Origin of the sequence: Pseudomonas sp. NFACC32-1, from assembly GCF_900101215.1 — a bacterium.
Taxonomy (GTDB): Bacteria; Pseudomonadota; Gammaproteobacteria; order Pseudomonadales; family Pseudomonadaceae; genus Aquipseudomonas.
On the sequence record NZ_FMUL01000009.1, the window covers coordinates 212,638 to 230,010 of the forward strand.

The following is a 17,373-nucleotide window of genomic DNA, read 5'->3' on the forward strand; positions in this document are numbered from 1 at the left end:
CAAGATGGGCCCGCGAATGCGGGCGCCATCCTTGTTGCTTCCTCGGCTGTTTTCGCCTTGCCTGACCTTCGTCTCAAGACTCTTCGTACAGAGCCTAGAGGGCCAGAGGCAATCTACAGGACCGCGATGTGGGAGTCCGCCCTGGGCTCCGTGCCGCCACACAGTACGCCGCTGACCGGATCGCGCAGGATGATCTGGCCGCGCCCGTAGTCGGTCAGGTCGCTGGCGAGCTGCACCTGATGGCCGCGCCGGGCCAGGGCATTGGCCAGGTCGCGGGAGGCGCCGTGTTCGATGCCGACCTTCATGTCCCCTAGCCATTGCCAGCGCGGCGCATCCAGGGCTGCCTGCGGATTGAGGCCGAAGTCCACCAGGTTCATGACCATCTGCACATGCCCCTGGGGCTGCATGTAGCCGCCCATCACCCCGAAGGGACCGAGGGCCTGACCATTATGGCTGAGGAACCCGGGAATGATGGTGTGGAAGGTTTTCTTGCCGGGTACCAGGCTGTTGGCATGGGTTGGATCGAGGCTGAACTCCTGCCCCCGGTTCTGCAGCGCGATGCCACTGTCAGGCAGCACCACCCCGGAACCGAAACCGTGGTAGTTGCTCTGGATGAACGAGACCATGTTGCCTTGCGCATCCGCGGTGGCCAGGTAGACCGTGCCACTGGCATGAGGGTCCCCCGGGGCCGGGGGCTGGGCCCGCTCGCCGATCTGGCTGCGCCGCCGGCTGCTGTAGTCGTCGCTGAGCAGGTCGGCTACGGCCACGCGCATGTGCGCCGGGTCGGTGATGTAGTGCAGGCCGTCGCTGTAGGCCAGCTTCATGGCTTCCAACTGGCGATGCCAGGTCTGCTGGCTGTCGCGATGATCGAAGCTGAACCCTTCGAGGATCTTCAGGGCCATCAACGCCACCAGCCCCTGCCCGCTCGGCGGGATCTCCCAGACATCGACGCCGCGATAATTGATGTGGATCGGCTCCACCCACCGGGCCCGGTAATCCTTCAGGTCCGAGGCCCGCAGATAGCCCCCGGTGGCGCGAGAGTGGGCATCCAGGCGTTGGGCCAGCGCGCCGCGATACAGGCTCTCGCATCGAGTGGCGGCCAGTTCCTCCAGGGTGCGGGCCTGGGCCGGGTTGCGGAATATCTCTCCCGCCCGTGGCGCACGCCCCTCGATCAGAAATGTGTCGAACCAGGCCTGCAGGACCCCGTCGCGATGGGGCGTGAATTCGTCCACCGCGATCTGCCATTGATGGGCGACTACCGGGGACAAGACGAAGCCATCCCGCGCCAGGCTGATCGCCGGTTGCAGCAAGTGGGCGAAGGGCAACTTGCCGAAGCGTTGCGACAGCTCGGCCCAGGCCGATGGGCAACCCGGGACGGTCACGGGCGTCCAGCCGTAGAGCGGCATCCGGTCATGGCCGGCCGATTTGACCGCATCGATGCTCAAGGCCGCCGGGGCATGGCCGTTGCCGTTGAGACCGTGCAACTGGCCGTTGCACCAGACCAGGGCGAAGGCATCACCGCCGAGGCCGCAGCCCGTCGGCTCCACCACCGTCAGCGCCGCTGCCGTGGCGATGGCCGCATCGATGGCATTGCCGCCCTTTTGAATCATCTCGATACCCGCCTGGGCCGCCAGGGGCTGGGACGCGGCGACCATGCCACGGCGGGCGAAAACGCTCTGGCGCTGGGACGGATAAGGGTACTCGTGAGCAGAAAATTTCAACATGGCAGAGGCTCTTCGACACAAGGTTTCAATGGCCGGGTCCGACGCCGATGGCGCCCCAGGACATCAGGCAGCAACAGGTCATAGCACCCGGCTCAGGAAAGCCCGGGTACGCGGATGGACGGGATGGCTGAAGATCTGCTCCGGCGGCCCCTGTTCGATGAGTTCGCCCTGGTCCAGGACCACCACGCGGTCGGCCACTTCTCGCGCGAACCCCATCTCGTGGGTGACCACCACCATGGTCATGCCCTCCTCGGCCAGCTCCTTCATCACCTGCAGCACCTCACCAACGGTTTCCGGATCGAGGGCACTGGTGGGTTCATCGAACAGCATGGCCTGGGGCTTCATGGCCAGGGCCCGGGCAATCGCTACCCGTTGCTGCTGGCCGCCGGAGAGCATCGAGGGGTAATGGTTGGCCTTGTCCGCCAGGCCCACCCGCTCCAGCAGGCCGCGCGCCTGCTCCAGCGCCTCCGCACGCGGCACGCCGAGCACCTGGGTCGGTGCCTCGATGATGTTTTCCAGGGCGGTCATGTGGGGGAACAGGTTGAAACGCTGGAACACCATGCCGATGTCGCGACGCTGGCGAGCGATGTTGCGTTCCGAATCCCGCACCAGGCTACCGTCGGCCCGCTCGCGATACCCCATGGCCCGGCCGTTGACCCGGATGCGTCCACCCTGGATGTCTTCCAGCAGATTGATGCAACGGATGAAGGTGGTCTTGCCGGAACCGGAGGCGCCGATCAGCACCACTACCTCCCCACGTCGAACCTGCAAGCAAATGCCCTTGAGGATCTGCAGGTCGCCGAAGGACTTATGGACATCCAGTGCCTCGATGATCAGCTCTTCGCTTTTGTGCGCCATGCTCAACGCTCCCTCAGCAGTTTGAGTGTGCTACGACCGAACATCCGGGTGGCGGCCGGTGGTGGCGAGGACGGCCGGTCCGATTGGCCGAAGCGCGCTTCCAGCCAGCGCTGGAAAAAGCCCCAGAGGGTGGTCAGCAGCAGGAAATAGATCGCCACCACCAGGTACAGCTCGAATACCCGGAACGTTGCCGACGTGACTATCTGGGTACTGAGCAACAATTCCTGTACGCCGATCACACTGACCAGCGTAGTGTTCTTGAGCATCACGTTGAACTCGTTGCCCAGCGGCGGCACGATGACCCGGAACGCCTGGGGCAGCACGATGCGGCGCATCAGCCTGGCGAACGTCATGCCCAGGGACCGCCCGGCTTCGTACTGGCCCTTGTCCACCGCACCGATACCGGCACGGATGATCTCGGCCATATAGGCGCCTTCGTTGAGCCCCAGGGCGATGATCGCCGCCTGGATATTGCCCGGGATCACCAGGCCGAACAGATCGATGTCTTCGAAACGGAAAATCCCACCGGCCGCCAATGCCGTGTAGAGAAAGACGATCTGCACCAGCAACGGCGTGCCGCGCATCAACCACACATAAAAGCGCACTGGCAGATGCAGCAACGGATTGCTCGACAGCCGCAACAGCGCCGCGGCCAGCCCCAACGCGCAGCCCAGCAACATGGCCAGCACGCTGATCAGGCAGGTCAACCACAGACCGGTGAGATAGACCCCGCTGGGTTGCAGCAGGTACTGCCAGAACACATCCCAATTGAAATTCATCAAGGCTTACCTCAATCGAGCGTGTCACTGGCCACATGCCATTTGCTCAGCAACTGGCTGTAGCTGCCGTCGCTGCGCATGTCGCTGATCACCTGCTGCACCGCCGCCGTCAGCTGCGGATCGTCCTTGCGAATGCCCAGACCGGTGAGAATCCGGCTAAAGGCCGGCACGCCTTCCTCGAACAGATCGGGCGCCATCGCCGCGTAATAGCCGGCGGTTTCCACAGTGGTGCCGTAGGCATCCACCTGGCTGATGCGCAGGGCCTGGAAGGCATCGGTATCCGTGTTGTAGACCACCAGCTTCATCGCCGGCTTGCCGGCCTTGGCCAGGGTTTCGTTCTCGGCGTCGAGCAGGGTCTTGATGGTGGAGCCGTTGAGCACCGCGACCTTGTGACCGGACAGGTCCGCCAGGCTCTTGAGGCCTTTCGGGTTGCCCTTGGGCACGACGACGGCCTGGCTGGAGTACATGTAGTTGACGATGTCGATCACCTCGCGGCGCTCGGGCTTGTCGAACAGCTGGTCGACGATCATGTCGCATTGCTTGGCCAGCAAGGCGGGAAGCAGTCCGGAAAATGGAATGACTCGCCATTCGACCTGCTTGCCGCCCAGCCGCTTGGCCACTTCCAGGCCCAGGTCCACGGTCAGCCCCCTGGGCTTTTGCGTTTCATCGAAGGACACCAGTGGCGGCGAATCCATGCCCGAGCAATAGACGAGCCTGTCGACCTTTTGCAGGCGTTCCGGAACCACGGGCGCAGCCATCGCCCCCTGTGCAAGCAATCCCAATGACAGTACGGCAAACAACAGGCGAGGCGTATGCATGACCAGACACTCCAGTTCAGTGGGTAACGGGCAGTACTCAAAGTCAGAACACGGACAGGCTCGCGGCCTGTTCTCGTTATTTTTTCGCTTGCAGGAACGTGATGAGCTCCACAACGGTGCCCTCGATATGGGCACGCAACACCGCTTCGGCCTTATCGGCGTCGCCAGAGCGAATGGCCTCCAGAATCACCGCATGCTCCTGGCGTGCGCTCAAGGGCTTCTCAACGTGTTGCAGCCATAGGCGCATGGGCGCCTCGACCAGGGCGTAGAGGGCACTGATCTGCTTCAGCAACCGCGGACGGCCACTGAGGCTGCACAGGTATTCATGGAAAGCGCGGTGCCGGCTGACCCACTCGGCGCTTTCGTCGCGGTAGTCGTCCATCTCGTCCAACAGACGTTCCAGCGCAGCCAACTGACGGTCACCGATGCGCCCCACCGCCACTCGGATGGCCAGGCCTTCAAGGGCACTGCGCATCTCGAACACCTCCTGCAGTTCCTCGATGTCCAGGCCACTGACGATGGCGCCGCGATTGGGCCGCAGTGTCACCAGGCCTTGTGCGTCGAGACGGCGGAAAGCCTCGCGCACCGGCATCCGACTCATCCCGATTTCGCCGGCGATGTCTTCGGCGATCAACCGATCACCCTTGCGCAACCTGCCGCCACAGATGGCATCCAGCAGATAGCTGTAGGCCTCTTCCTCGGCAGTCATCGGCGGACGTTCAGCGAATGTAGGAACGAACTGCATGGCGACACCCTTTGAATTTTTGTATCCAATTATCCATGTATTCAAAAAAGCAGAATGCATGCCACTTTTGATGGGCATTGCACAAGCGATTGATTCCTAAGGACAGAGCCGACCCAAGAGGCTTCTTGAGCGGGATGGAACCGCAGGACGGCCGCAGGGAAGTGCTACCAAATGGCACAACCCCTGCTCATTTCCGTGCAGGGGGTAGCCAGGTAACGACCTCAACCCGGGCGTTTCGTGACGAGGGTCTCCAGGACGGGCGCGGCTTCACGCATGAAGATTTCCAATGTCTTGGGCCCGATACCCTCGAAGGTCAATAGCCAGAGTCCGATCCCCTGGAGTCCGTCCCGCCCTTCTTCGAGTGCTTCGAGCCGGGCCGGCATTTCATCATCCAGGCGAGCCCCCAGCAGCCGGAGGCGTCGCGCAGTGGATTCGTCATAGCGGCCATAACCTGCCTGGCCCAGCCACCGGACCAGTTCACGGTGAGGGCATTGCCGGAGCTTGGCGGGTGTATCGAGACCATGGTGGTGGACGAGGATCCGATAGGCCCGCAGGGCCACCGAGGCGCGTATGCGTTTGCCCAGGAGAAAGCTTGCGAGCAGCCAACGGTACAGGCCCGGGCCAGGCGGATGAATCATGTCGATCTCAAGATCCGCCGCACTGACGGGATTCAACTTCATGCACCTCCAGTCCTTGATGAGCGACTCACGCCGCCGGATCAGCATTGTCGGGCGCCAAGCCCCCGACAGTGTCCTGCCCTGGGGCTCTTTCCGGTCAAGGATGTCGCAGGGCCAAGGGAATCAACGGGTCGGCGCCGGTGCCGCATCGATTTTGACACGCAGCAGGCTGTAGGGTTTGACACGCTGGTCGACCCCGTTGCGAAAACCGGCCTGGCGATGGAGCTGGTTGGCCGTGAAATACAGATAGCCGTCCGGACCGATAGAGAGGGTGTCAGGCCACAATACCCGCGGGTCCTGGACAATGGTTTTCCAAGCACCGTCGGCCAGGCGCTTGCGAATCGCGTTGTGTTCATAATCGGTCGCATAGACTGCACCCTCGGCGTCCGCTTCCAGACCATCGGAAGCACCCTTTTCGCCCAGGTCTACCACCGCCGCTTCCAGGCGTTTGTCGCTGATGCCGGCATCACGCAGCAACGCCGTTGGCACCGAATACAGATGGCGACTCGATAACGGGCTGAAATACAACGTCTTGCCATCCGCCGAGAGAGCGATGCCGTCGCTAGCCACCCCCAAAGGCTTGGGTTTGCCATCGGCCCCTCGGGACATGACCGGCTGTCCTTCCACCATCGGAATGAACGACGGATCCACGGAAGTGGACCTTGCTCCACTCAAGCGCCGCATCGCCTTGCCGCTTTCGATGTCCATGACAATGATTGCCCCCGGGCCGCTGACCGACGAGTCAGTGACGTACACGGTCCCCTGATTGCCGTGGCGAAAATCGAAGCGCATGTCGTTCACATAGGTACTGGGCAATATGACGTGCGGCGGGAACACCAGCGTCTTCACCACCTGGTTGCTCGCCAGGTCCACCGCCACCAGTTTTGCGCCTCCGGCCCTGGGCGCAGCGAAACCGGGAGCCGCCGTATCCAGCAGCCAGACACGCCCCTGCCCGTCGGCCACCACGCTCTGCACGCTGATCAGGCCCTTGGCCGGGTCGACGCTGTCCTCATGGTTGATCCGGTCATTGGGGTAAGGCCGCAATTTTCCGTCGCTGATCTCAGCCACCGTGAACGGTACATCATCCCCCCAGCGCGGGAAATTGACGAAGATCCGCCCCGTCTCGCTCACCGTGACGCCGGTCGGCATGGCGTCCTGGAAAGCGAACACCTGCTGCAAGGGGCCGATGGACCGATCAGCCGGCGCATCACTGGGAAAGTCCGTGGCCGCCATGGTCGATGTCGCTTGGACAGCCGACGCAAGAGCGAGGGCAATGGCAGATGTTGCGAATCTGTTTGTCTTGATCATGTTCATGCTCCGGGAGGCCGACGGCTGTAGGCCTGGCTGTCTGCCAAGGGTTGGAAGGAAGTCCGCAAGGACAACCGGTGGGGGCCATACTCGCCTTCTCTCCCGGGAAGAAAAATACGTAGAATGCGCCAACACTTTCACAGCTGGAGTGAAAATGATCCGCATCGACGACCTTGCGCTGTTCGTACGGACCGCAGCCCTCGGCAGTTTTTCCAACGCCGCTCGGGAAGTCGACCTGCTGCCTGGGCAGGTGGCCGCCGCTATCAAGCGCCTGGAGCGTGAGCTGGATGTTCGTCTCTTCGCCCGCTCGACACGCAGCCTGCGCTTGACCGCCGAAGGCGAACAGTACCTGCCCAATGCGCAGACCGTGCTCGATACGCTTAGAGAAGGCCGGGAAAAGATCAGGCGCGAAAGCGCCGAACTGCGTGGCGTGCTTCAGGTAGCGGCACCCTCGGATCTGGGACGCAATGTCCTGCTGCCATGGCTATCGGAATTCCGGCACCGCCATCCGCAATTGTCGTTGCGCTATTTCCTGTCCGATCAAGTGGCGGACATGTTCCGCGATCCAGTCGACGTCGCCATCCGCTACGGCCAGCTGGACGATGCCAATTACATCGCCCTGCCCCTGGCCCCCTGGAACCGCCGTGTACTGGTGGCATCCCCGGACTATCTGCACAAACACGGGCGCCCGCGCACGCCGGATGACTTGCTGCACCACGATTGTCTGCTCTACACCCTCCACGGTCGGGTCTACGACAAATGGCGGCTGGGGGCCAAGGTCGTCTCGGTGTCCGGTCCGCTGTTTTCCGACGACGCCGATGTGGTGCGGCGCTGGGCCCTCGCTGGCGAGGGGATCACCTATAGATCCTGGCTGGACCTGAACGACGATATCGGTGCGGGTCGACTGGAGGTACTGCTGCCGGATCACCCAGGCGAACCCCTGCCATTGAGCTTCGTTTGCCCACACCGCAAGCAGTTTTCGGCGGCGGTGCAACAATTGCATTCGTTGTTGCGCAGCCGGTTTGCCGAACTGGAGGAGCGATCGCCCAAGCTGGTTTGAGCCTGCCGTGGCCATCAACTCCCACGAGCATCCCGTCGCACCGCCAAGGGGGTGACACCGAAGCCCCGCAGGAACACCTCGCGCAGATGGCGGCGATCACGAAAGCCGGTTTCCCGGGCGACGGTCTCCAGGCTGTGGCGGCTCTGTTCGATCATCAGCCGTGCCGCTTCCAGGCGCAGGTTTTCGATGGCCTTGGCCGGTGACTGGCCGGTCTCCGCAGTGAACACCCGGGTGAACTGGCGCGGGCTCAGGTGCACGTGCTCGGCCAATGCCTCGACGCTCAACGGGCCGGCCAGGTTGAGCCGCGCATAATCCAGCGCGCTCTGGATCCGGTCCGATTTCGGCGCCAGGGCCAGCAGCTCGGAATGCTGGGACTGACCTCCTGTACGTCGTTGGTGCATCACCAGCTTGCGCGCCACCGAGCGGGCGACTTCGGCTCCCAGGTCCTTTTCCAGCATGCCCATCGCCAGGTCGAGGCCGGCGGTCATGCCGGCCGAGGTCCAGATCGGGCCGTCGATGATATAGATACGATCGTCTTCCACCTGCACGTCCGGGAACCGCCGCTGCAACTCGCTGGCGTAGGCCCAGTGGGTGGTCGCTCGGCGATCGGCCAGCAAGCCGGCCTCGGCCAGGACGAAACCACCGGTGCAGATGCCTGCCGTACGCCGGGCCTGTCCCCCGGCCAGGCGGGCGAATGCCAGCAGTTCGGCCGAAGGTGCAACAGTGAGCGGGTCGTTCACGCCGGTGAAGATCCAGGTCTGTGCATGCCCGGGCGCGCCCAACGGCGCGGTTTCAATGAGCATGCCCAGGGAAGAACGGACAAGACCGCCGGTCACGGAGTAATTCTCTATGGCATAGAACGGCTCGCCGGCGACGACATTCGCGTACTCGAACACCGTCTGAGAGGCCAACGACATCACCTGGAAGCCGTCCGCGACAACATAGCCGATACGGTGCATGCCGAGTTTCCTTCTTGAATGTCCTGAAAAACGACCATAAACGTCATTTAAGACATCGTCAAATCCCCGCACTATTTCTCCAACGCAACCCACCGCTCTGGAGAATGAAAATGACTCACGCACATCCGGGTACTGCCTTGATCACCGGCGCCTCATCCGGCATCGGTGCCGTCTATGCCGACCGCCTCGCCCGCCGTGGCTACAACCTGATCCTGGTGGCACGCAACCGCGACCGCCTCAACGCACTGGCCAGGCGCATCGCCGATGAGACCGGGCGCATTGTCGAGGTGCTCGACGCAGACCTCAACGAGCGCACTTCCCTGGCCAGGGTCGAAGCCAAGCTCAGGGAAGACGCCAGCATCACCCTGTTGGTCAACAACGCCGGGATCGGCACCCACACCGCCTTGCTCGACAGCGACGTGGAACAGATGACGCGGATGATCGAACTGAACGTCACCGCCCCGACCCGGCTGACGTATGCCGCCGCGCCCGGCTTCGTCGCCAGGGGCACAGGCGCAATCATCAACATTTCCTCCATCGTCAGCGTCGCTCCGGAAATCCTCAACGGCGTCTATGGCGGCAGCAAAGCCTTCGTCACGGCACTGAGCCAATCGCTGCACCGTGAACTGGCCGACAAAGGCGTGCGCATCCAGGCCGTCCTGCCAGGCGCCACGGCCACCGACTTCTGGGCCATTGGCGGGCTGCCCGTGGAAAACCTGGACCCGGGCATCGTGATGTCCGCCAGCGCCCTGGTCGACTCGGCACTGTTGGATTTCGATCGAGGTGAGCTGATTTCCATCCCTTCGCTGCACGCCCTTGAAGCCTGGCAGGCCTACGAAGCGGCGCGCCAGCACCTCTCGACCCAGCTGTCGAGCAACGTCCCGGCGCCCCGTTACAAAGCCGCCCATTGATCACCGAATTCATCCAGGAGAATGTCCCATGAAGCTGACCCAGAACACCGTATTCATCACCGGCGGCACCTCCGGCATCGGTCGAGCCCTGGCCGAAGCCTTCCACCAACGTGGCAACCAGGTGATTATCGCTGGCCGGCGTAAAGCCCTGCTGGATGAGATCACCCAAGCCAACCCCGGCATGGACAGCGTCGAGCTCGATATTGGCAACCCGGCCCAGATCAAGGCCGTCGCCGAGCAGGTGATCGCCCGTTATCCAGCCCTCAACGTGGTCATCAACAACGCCGGGATCATGCCGTTCGACAACGCAGGATCGGGTGAACACGACGACGCCGCGGCGGTGCAGTTGATCGATACCAACCTGCTCGGACCTGTTCGGGTCAGTGCGGCGTTCGTCGAACATCTCAAGACACAGCCCGAGGCGTACATCATCAACAACAGCTCGGTGCTCGCCTTCATTCCGCTGGCCGTCACGGCGCTGTATTCGGCCACCAAGGCCGCCATCCACTCCTACACTCTGTCGCAGCGCTTCATGCTGCGCGAGACCTCGGTGAAGGTGCTGGAGATCTCGCCGCCCTGGGTCGATACCGACCTGATTCACCGCAGTGGCGACGAACGCGCCATGCCTCTCGACGAGTTCATCGCCGAAACCATGGACAAGCTCGAAGGCTCCCGCCATGAAATCATCGTCGACCGCATCGCGGCACTGCGCTCGAACCCCGGGCCGGACGAATACGCCCTGATCGAGCAGTTCAACCTGTCGATGGTGGAGAACCCCATCCCGGTCGCATGACCCAAACGGCCCGACGTCATCCGACGCCGGGCCGTTTCCCATCGGGCTTGGATAAAAAGGGTGGAGCCGGAGCGTTGAATGCCCGACCTGGCTTTCAGACGGAGCCTAGTTTTCGAATGACATCCGGATGTCATCCAGGGCACTCCACGGGCTCATGCCCGGGCGCATCGCCGTGCATTGCGGGTGGTGAACGAAGTCCCTGTCCTTGTCCTGCTCCGGTTGCTCTGCACCGCAGCCCTTGCATTTAACGGTCTGTTTGGAAAGAGCCCAGTTCGAATGCCATAAAAGAAGCTTTTCTTGAGGAGTCATGCCAGCAGTCCCATACGCAACGCCAAAACCTGTACAAATAATAGTTTCTGTATAGAAAACTGTCACCTAGCGAAACCAATCCCACCGCTTGCGTCGCACCTTCCCCTTTCGGACATACGTCACTTGCACCCCAGCCTGCTGGCAATTTCCCGCCGATAGGGTGTATCGATCTGTCGGGGCACCTGCCTGATGTAGTCCCGGGCATGGGCCAGCGTTTCCCCCGTCAGGCCAGACAGATAAGCCAGCACATCGTCCAGGGAAGGTACCCGGCCCTCGTTGTCCTCGAACCTGGGCTCAAGCGCCGTCCAGACCACCGCATCGAGCTGACGCTGCGCAGCCCATCGCGCCATCGTGCCCACCGGCGAACGGCCGGCCTTGAACAGGCCGATACCGCCTTGTCGATCCGCCGGAATCTGTTCGCGTTGGCGCAGCGCTTCACAGGCCTGCTCCAGCGATTCGACGGCCAACACCGACCACAGAACCTTGACGGGCGGCGCGTCCGGGCAGATCGCCGTGGCGAGTTCACCGCCGTCACCGACCCGTGAAAACTCTATCGGCAACAGCGGGCCGTCCAGGAACCACTCGCTGGCCAATGGCAAGGATTCAGGTTTCCAGATCAACGAACCCCATCCCAGGCAGGCAATCATCATCGTTCACATCCTTGACCGTTGGCCTTGGTTCCCTGCCGCCCTTCGGGCCGCCTTCGCGCAGCGCTTCGCGGCGGGCGGTGGGTTTGCGCTGCGCCACGCTTCAAGACGTAGACCATGGGCTGTCGAGGGCTGTTCAATCTTTACGCCGCCGGCGTTGCATCGCCAGCGGATTGAGCCGTGCACGGATTCCTTGCGCACACGGCGTACCCACCATCGGTTACTTGCGAGCCTCGAGGATCAGGTTGAAAGGCGTCTGGGCCGCGCGGCGCAGTTGTCTGAAGCCGGCCGCCTCGAATATCTCCCGCAACCGGGTCTCCCCGGCCTGGGCGCCCAGGCCCAGGCCCACTTCCTGGGAGAGTGAGTTGGGTGTGCAGATAAAGGTGGAAGCGGCGTAGAACAGCCGTCCGACAGGGGTGATGTTCTCGTCCAGCGTGTCGTTGGCAAACGGTTCGACCAGCAGGACCGTACCGTCATCCTTCAGCGACCGATAGGCATGTTGCGCCGCGCCGACCGGGTCGCCCATGTCATGCAGGCAATCGAAATAGCAGATCAGGTCGTAAGCCTCCCCGGGATAGTCCTTGGCAGTGCTTTGGGCGAAACTGACGCGGTCCTCGACGCCGGCCTCCCTGGCGCGCTGTGTCGCAGTGGCGATGGAGGGGGCGTGATAGTCGAACCCCATGAAGCGGGACGCCGCGAAGGCCTGTGCCATGACAATGGTGGAGGCGCCGTGGCCACAGCCGATATCGGCGACACGCGCGCCGGCGGTGAGTTTTTCCACCACACCTTCCAATGCCGGCAACCATTGCGACACCAGATACGTCTTGTACCCCGGTCGGAAAAAGCGCTCGGTACCGCTGAACATGCAGGGATGGTGATCGCCCCAGGCGAGCCCGCCATCACCGCGCATGGCGGCCACCAGTTTGTCCTTGTCGTGGAACATGGAAGCGACCACCATGACCCCGCCCGCCACATACACCGGCGAATCCTCGATGGCCAGGGCCAGGGCCTGCTCTTCGGGCAATACGAACTGCCCTTCGTGATGCTCCATGTACCCGGACGCCACGTGGGCGCTGAGCCATTCCCGGATCAACCGTGGGTTGCAGCCGGTCCTGGAGGCAAGCGCCTCGCAGGTCACCGGCCGGCTATCGGCCATTGCCTTGTACAGCCCGAGTTCGTCCCCCAGTATCACGTTGGCGAGCATGGCCGAGGCGCCCATATCGGACACCAGCTTACCCATGAACTCGTTCAGTTTTGCCTCGTCCATTACGTACCCTCCTGCAAGAAGGCCACCGTCGACACGGGCGCAAGAAACCTGAAGACTGTTTGCGGTGGTCGGATGGATAAACGCGCGGGCACGTGTCGCCGTTCGTCCGGCACGCAATCACCCGGCAAACCGGACGCCAGCCCGGCTACCCGCGGCCCTGATTCACCGCAGGGATACCCAGTCTATGCCTTGCAAGGCAACGGCGTGGCATGACGCGACGCCCGGCGAAGCGGCGATCGAAGGTGGCCCGAACGAGGCAGGATGGATCAGGACAGGGACGGCCCTGGGTCAGCTTTCAGTGGCGTCGCTCGATGCCTGGTCGGCTTCGGCCGCCAGTTTCAATCGGTCGGCTTTACTGATGTACTTGGGCTTGTTGCGCGGCGCCAGCTTGGCGCTGGCCTTCTTGGCATTGGCCTGAAGTAGCTGCTTGATCTTTTTGCGACGATTCATGTGGCTCTGCCCGGCGTGTACGTGCGGGCATGATGCCAGATAAAAATAATGAGCCAACCATAATCACTACCCTTGCGGAGTAAGACGATGATGACGGATTGGAAAGGACAGGTGGCGTTGATCAGCGGCGCCGGCAGCGGGCAAGGCATCGGGATCGCCATCGCCCGGCGCCTGGGGGCCGCCGGGGCCAGGCTGGTGATCACCGCCAGCAGCGCCCGCATCGACGAGCGCGTCGCCGAACTGCGTGCCGAAGGTTTCGACGTCGAAGGGCGCGCCGCAGACCTGACCGACGAAGCCCAGGTCCGACCGTTCACGGCCTGGGCCGAGTCGCTATGGGGTCGCATCGATATCTTGGTGAACAACGCCGGAATGGCTGTCCAGGGCGCGCCCGAAGCGGCCACCGAAGTGGCCGGCATGAGCCTGGAGACCTGGAACGGCTCGATCGCGCGCAACCTGACCAGCGCGTTCCTGCTCACCCGCGGCGTACTGCCAGGCATGCAGGCGCGCCGTTATGGCCGCATCGTCCAGATCAGCTCCACCACCGGCACCCGTGCCAGCTACCCCAGCGGCGCAGCCTACAGCGCCGCGAAAGCCGGGATGGTCGGCATGAACATGAGCCTGGCACTGGAAGTCGCCTCCTACGGCATCACGGTGAACTCGGTCGCGCCGGGCTGGATCGCCACCGGTTCAAGCTTGCCTGAGGAAGTGCACGCCGCCCGCCATACCCCGCTCGGACGTGCCGGCCGCCCGGAAGAAGTGGCGGCCGCCGTCGCATTTCTCGCCTCTCCCGAAGCCAGCTATATCACCGGGGAACTGCTGGTGGTGGACGGTGGGAACTGCCTGGTTGAAAACAAGGCGCCGGGCCTTTGAATCCATTGCCAGCGCCTCCGTGGCCTGGCTTGGCAAAGCGCGGCTGTAGCGACCGACACAACATGCCGATGTCGATGGAGTCGCGACCGATCTGGCCTTCTGCTGCATTCGGTCACCCTCGCGATGCCTGCTGGCTTGTGACGGCTTCTTCGCTGCCGATGCCGCGATGAACCAAGTCCACCCGCACCTCCAGGACGAATAATCGTTTCGTCAGAAACAAAATAAAAAAAACTTTCCATTTGCCAAACCACTGCTATGTTTATCCGCTTGGACGGATCTGGCAGGCGCCGCAGGGAGTTTTCCGTGGTCGCTGGCAAACGTTTGGCCCCTCGATAAACCCTGAATCAGGCCCCAGCCAGGCTTTGCCGATCCCGTCGCCCGTGTCTAAACAGGATATGCCCGTCCGGGCGTGCCGATCCCACCCCTTGGGGTCGCCGCCAGGTCGGCGCCAGCACATATGGACGTGTCATGATCGAACCGCGATGCTTTTCGTTGAGCTCCACGCAACAATCCGTCTGGTTCGACCAATTGCTCTCGCCCGATACACCCTCCTACAACATCGGCGTCACGGTGCAGATCGACGGCGCCGTGGACCCGGCGATCTTCGCGGCCGCGCTCAAGTGGGTCATCACCCAGTACGATGCGTTGCGACTGATCTTCAGCGAAAGCGAAGGACAGGCCCAACAACAGGTCGTCGCCGCGCTGGAGGCGCCGTTCACCTTCCATGATTTGCGCGCTGCGCCCGATGCGCCCGCCCAGGCACTGGCCACCCTCACGCAACTGAACCGCACTCCGTTTGTACTTTATGGCCGTCCGCTGTGGAGCATGGAATGGTTCCAGCTCTCCGATACCCAGGCACTGTGGAACGCCCGTTATCACCACCTGATTTGCGATGGCACGTCCGTGGGGCTGATCGGCCAGGCCGTCAGCGCGACGTACAACCAGATGCTGCGCGGTGAGCAGCCGGTGATCGACCCGGAACTGGCGCAGGGTTACCAGGCTTTCGTGGCAAAGGATCGGGCGTACCTGGGGTCGGCCCGCTACGCCAAGGCCCGCGATTATTGGCTGGAGCAGTTTTCGACGCTGCCGGCGCCGTTGTTCCAATCCCCGGTGTCGCCGGCCACCCAGGGCCAGGCGCAACCCAACCTCACCGCTCCGGTGCCCAGCGCCCAGGCGGTCTGGACCCTGGGGGCAAGCCGCCTGGAGCGCTTGAGCCAGTGGGCAAAGACCCAGGGGGCGACTCTCAGCCACTGCTTGAGCGCGTTACTGGCCGGCTATTTCAGCCGCATGACCGATGGCCGTGAACAGCTGGTGATCGGCTTGCCGGTGCACAACCGCGGCGATGCCCTGCAGAAACGGACCGTGGGGATGTTTTCGTCGGTGCTGCCACTGGCGGTCCGGGTCGACGGACAAGCCAGCTTCGCCGAGGCGGTGCAGCGAGTCGCCCATCAGACTCGGCGCAGCTATCGGCACCAGCGCTATCCATTGCAGGACCTGCACCGTGAGCTGCGGGCACGCGCCGGCCATCCCGGCCAGTTGTTCGAGTTGATGCTTTCGGTGGAACAGTACCCCGGCGATGTGAACCTGGGCCGAGCGCGCTGCACGTTGCGCACCTGGCACAATGGCTACGAACGCTACCCGCTGGCGATCTACCTGCGCGACTACGAAGTGCAGACCGAACCGTTCCTGGAATTCAACTACGACCCGCGCCTCTTCAGCACCGAGCAGATGAGCGCGCACCTGAAGCGCCTCGAACACCTCACCGAACAGGTGCTCGCCGACCCGAGCCGGGCGCTGATGGACTACACCTTGCTCGATGCAACCGAGCAGCACCGGGTCATCCAAGACTTCAACGCCACCGCCCGGGAATATCCCGCCGAAACGTCGCTGTGCGCGCTCTTCGAGGCGCAGCTCCGACTTCGTCCCCAAGCCACGGCGCTGCAGGACGACAGGCAGTCGCTGAGCTATCGCCAGCTCGACCAGCGCGCCGAGTGGCTGGCCGGACACCTGGCGGCACAGGGGGTCAAGGCCGGTGCCAAGGTCGCGTTATACCTGGGCCGAGGCGCGGGGCTGATCGTGTCGATACTGGCGATCCTGAAACGCGGCGCGGCCTATGTGCCGGTGGATCGCGACGCTCCCGCCGCGCATCTGGCAAGGGTACTGGCCGACAGCGGCAGCGCCTGGCTGCTGTGCGAACACGGGCCCGCATTGTCGGTGGCAGGCGTCCTGACCCTCGACCTCGACGAACTGCCCAGCGAAGCCCCCCCTGCTCCACCGCAGGCAAGCGGTGCGAACGATGTGGCCTACGTCATGTACACCTCCGGCTCGACCGGCGTGCCCAAGGGTGTGCAGGTGCCCCACCGCGCCATCACCCGCCTGGTGCGCAACAACGGTTTCGCCGATTTCAACGCCCAGGATCGCATCGCCCTGGCCGCCAACCCGGCCTTCGACGCCAGCACCCTGGAAATCTGGGGCGCATTGCTCAACGGCGGCTGCCTGGTGGTCTGTCCTCGCGACACCCTGCTGGATGCGGCCCGGCTCAATGAACATCTGCTGCGCCATGAAGTCAGCGTCCTCTGGCTCACCGCCGGGCTGTTCCATCAGTTCGCCGAACCTCTGGCCCCGGCCTTCGCGGCCCTGCGCTACCTGATGGTGGGCGGCGATGTGCTCGATCCCCGGCGCATCGCCCAGGTGTTGCGCCACTCGCCGCCCCGGCATCTGCTCAACGGCTACGGCCCCACCGAAAGCACCACCTTCGCCACCACCCATCGCATCACCCTGGAAGACGCCCTGGCCGGTGACATTCCCATCGGCAAGCCGATCGGCAATACCCAGGTCTACGTGCTCGACGACCAACGTCGCCCCGTGCCCATCGGCGTCGCCGGCGAGCTGTACATCGGCGGCGATGGCCTGGCCCTGGGTTACCTGAACCAGCCACAGTTGAGCGAACAGCGCTTCGTGCCCCATCCCTTCGACCCGACGCCGGGGGCGCGGTTGTACCGCACCGGCGACCTGGCGCGCTGGCGCGCCGACGGCGTGTTGCTGTTCCTGGGGCGCAACGACTTCCAGGTCAAGATCCGCGGTTTCCGGATCGAGCTGGGGGAGATCGAGGCGCAGCTCAAGGCCTTGCCACCCGTGACCGAAGCGGTGGTGCTGGCCGACGCCCAGCAACGCCTGCTGGCCTACTTCACCGCCACC

At 63.5% G+C, this 17,373-nt stretch carries 16 protein-coding genes; 5 read left to right on the top strand and 11 right to left on the bottom strand.

What is annotated here, in order from left to right; translation table 11 throughout:
• Window positions 1–113: 113 nt before the first annotated feature.
• From BLP99_RS16125 to BLP99_RS16155, 7 genes are all read right to left on the bottom strand, one after another.
• Complete coding sequence (locus BLP99_RS16125; RefSeq protein ID WP_092180919.1) at window positions 114–1,724, bottom strand: gamma-glutamyltransferase family protein; 1,611 nt, start codon at window positions 1,722–1,724, stop codon at window positions 114–116.
• Between the two features lie 78 nt (window positions 1,725–1,802).
• On the bottom strand, window positions 1,803–2,582 hold the full coding sequence (locus BLP99_RS16130) for an amino acid ABC transporter ATP-binding protein (protein WP_072391724.1): 780 nt from the start codon (window positions 2,580–2,582) through the stop codon (window positions 1,803–1,805).
• Window positions 2,583–2,584: 2 nt separating this feature from the next.
• A complete protein-coding gene (locus BLP99_RS16135) occupies window positions 2,585–3,361 on the bottom strand; it encodes an amino acid ABC transporter permease (RefSeq protein ID WP_092180922.1) in 777 nt (258 codons plus the stop codon).
• An 11-nt stretch (window positions 3,362–3,372) separates the two neighbouring features.
• A complete protein-coding gene (locus tag BLP99_RS16140; protein ID WP_072391717.1) occupies window positions 3,373–4,179 on the bottom strand; it encodes an ABC transporter substrate-binding protein in 807 nt (268 codons plus the stop codon).
• A 76-nt stretch (window positions 4,180–4,255) separates the two neighbouring features.
• Entirely contained in the window at window positions 4,256–4,924 is a 669-nt protein-coding gene (locus BLP99_RS16145) for a GntR family transcriptional regulator (protein ID WP_072391714.1), read from the bottom strand.
• A 221-nt stretch (window positions 4,925–5,145) separates the two neighbouring features.
• Window positions 5,146–5,598, bottom strand: coding sequence for a DNA methylase (locus BLP99_RS16150; protein ID WP_092180951.1), 453 nt, complete (start codon window positions 5,596–5,598; stop codon window positions 5,146–5,148).
• Between the two features lie 126 nt (window positions 5,599–5,724).
• Window positions 5,725–6,834: an L-dopachrome tautomerase-related protein gene (locus BLP99_RS16155; protein ID WP_092180925.1), complete on the bottom strand. Its 1,110-nt coding sequence runs from the start codon at window positions 6,832–6,834 to the stop codon at window positions 5,725–5,727.
• A gap of 229 nt (window positions 6,835–7,063) precedes the next feature.
• On the opposite strand from BLP99_RS16155, the gene BLP99_RS16160 reads away from it, so the two are divergent.
• Window positions 7,064–7,969 carry a LysR family transcriptional regulator gene (locus BLP99_RS16160; protein ID WP_076407032.1) on the top strand — a complete coding sequence of 302 codons (906 nt, stop codon included), beginning with the start codon at window positions 7,064–7,066 and terminating at the stop codon, window positions 7,967–7,969.
• Window positions 7,970–7,983: 14 nt separating this feature from the next.
• Here the strand turns inward: BLP99_RS16160 and BLP99_RS16165 are convergent, their stop codons facing one another.
• On the bottom strand, window positions 7,984–8,928 hold the full coding sequence (locus BLP99_RS16165) for a GlxA family transcriptional regulator (RefSeq protein ID WP_072431272.1): 945 nt from the start codon (window positions 8,926–8,928) through the stop codon (window positions 7,984–7,986).
• A 110-nt stretch (window positions 8,929–9,038) separates the two neighbouring features.
• Between BLP99_RS16165 and BLP99_RS16170 the strand changes: the two genes are divergently transcribed.
• Both BLP99_RS16170 and BLP99_RS16175 read left to right on the top strand, forming a co-directional pair.
• The gene (locus BLP99_RS16170; protein ID WP_092180928.1) at window positions 9,039–9,839 is read left to right on the top strand and encodes an SDR family NAD(P)-dependent oxidoreductase; all 801 of its coding nucleotides are present in this window, start codon (window positions 9,039–9,041) and stop codon (window positions 9,837–9,839) included.
• Window positions 9,840–9,867: 28 nt separating this feature from the next.
• On the top strand, window positions 9,868–10,632 hold the full coding sequence (locus tag BLP99_RS16175; protein WP_072458884.1) for an SDR family oxidoreductase: 765 nt from the start codon (window positions 9,868–9,870) through the stop codon (window positions 10,630–10,632).
• A gap of 428 nt (window positions 10,633–11,060) precedes the next feature.
• Here BLP99_RS16175 and BLP99_RS16180 read toward each other — a convergent pair whose 3' ends face one another.
• From BLP99_RS16180 to BLP99_RS16190, 3 genes are all read right to left on the bottom strand, one after another.
• Entirely contained in the window at window positions 11,061–11,591 is a 531-nt protein-coding gene (locus BLP99_RS16180) for a hypothetical protein (protein ID WP_072391691.1), read from the bottom strand.
• A gap of 217 nt (window positions 11,592–11,808) precedes the next feature.
• Window positions 11,809–12,855, bottom strand: a complete 1,047-nt coding sequence (locus tag BLP99_RS16185; protein WP_072391688.1) for a class I SAM-dependent methyltransferase — start codon at window positions 12,853–12,855, stop codon at window positions 11,809–11,811.
• A 288-nt stretch (window positions 12,856–13,143) separates the two neighbouring features.
• Window positions 13,144–13,305, bottom strand: a complete 162-nt coding sequence (locus BLP99_RS16190) for a DUF2986 domain-containing protein (RefSeq protein ID WP_072391685.1) — start codon at window positions 13,303–13,305, stop codon at window positions 13,144–13,146.
• An 87-nt stretch (window positions 13,306–13,392) separates the two neighbouring features.
• On the opposite strand from BLP99_RS16190, the gene BLP99_RS16195 reads away from it, so the two are divergent.
• Together BLP99_RS16195 and BLP99_RS16200 are read left to right on the top strand one after the other, a co-directional pair.
• Window positions 13,393–14,175, top strand: coding sequence for an SDR family NAD(P)-dependent oxidoreductase (locus BLP99_RS16195; RefSeq protein WP_072391682.1), 783 nt, complete (start codon window positions 13,393–13,395; stop codon window positions 14,173–14,175).
• 468 nt (window positions 14,176–14,643) lie between these two features.
• Window positions 14,644–17,373 (top strand): non-ribosomal peptide synthetase (locus tag BLP99_RS16200; protein ID WP_143007955.1); only part of this gene is annotated, 2,730 nt, incomplete at its 3' end.

Coding starts and splice junctions, on each gene's coding strand:
- BLP99_RS16155 (WP_092180925.1), bottom strand. CDS start 6,834: ATGGCGGCCACGGACTTTCCCAGTGATGCGCCGGCTGATCGGTCCATC.
- BLP99_RS16190 (WP_072391685.1), bottom strand. CDS start 13,305: ATGAATCGTCGCAAAAAGATCAAGCAGCTACTTCAGGCCAATGCCAAG.
- BLP99_RS16180 (WP_072391691.1), bottom strand. CDS start 11,591: ATGATGATTGCCTGCCTGGGATGGGGTTCGTTGATCTGGAAACCTGAA.
- BLP99_RS16175 (WP_072458884.1), top strand. CDS start 9,868: ATGAAGCTGACCCAGAACACCGTATTCATCACCGGCGGCACCTCCGGC.
- BLP99_RS16170 (WP_092180928.1), top strand. CDS start 9,039: ATGACTCACGCACATCCGGGTACTGCCTTGATCACCGGCGCCTCATCC.
- BLP99_RS16195 (WP_072391682.1), top strand. CDS start 13,393: ATGATGACGGATTGGAAAGGACAGGTGGCGTTGATCAGCGGCGCCGGC.
- BLP99_RS16165 (WP_072431272.1), bottom strand. CDS start 8,928: ATGCACCGTATCGGCTATGTTGTCGCGGACGGCTTCCAGGTGATGTCG.
- BLP99_RS16145 (WP_072391714.1), bottom strand. CDS start 4,924: ATGCAGTTCGTTCCTACATTCGCTGAACGTCCGCCGATGACTGCCGAG.
- BLP99_RS16140 (WP_072391717.1), bottom strand. CDS start 4,179: ATGCATACGCCTCGCCTGTTGTTTGCCGTACTGTCATTGGGATTGCTT.
- BLP99_RS16130 (WP_072391724.1), bottom strand. CDS start 2,582: ATGGCGCACAAAAGCGAAGAGCTGATCATCGAGGCACTGGATGTCCAT.
- BLP99_RS16125 (WP_092180919.1), bottom strand. CDS start 1,724: ATGTTGAAATTTTCTGCTCACGAGTACCCTTATCCGTCCCAGCGCCAG.
- BLP99_RS16185 (WP_072391688.1), bottom strand. CDS start 12,855: ATGGACGAGGCAAAACTGAACGAGTTCATGGGTAAGCTGGTGTCCGAT.
- BLP99_RS16135 (WP_092180922.1), bottom strand. CDS start 3,361: ATGAATTTCAATTGGGATGTGTTCTGGCAGTACCTGCTGCAACCCAGC.
- BLP99_RS16160 (WP_076407032.1), top strand. CDS start 7,064: ATGATCCGCATCGACGACCTTGCGCTGTTCGTACGGACCGCAGCCCTC.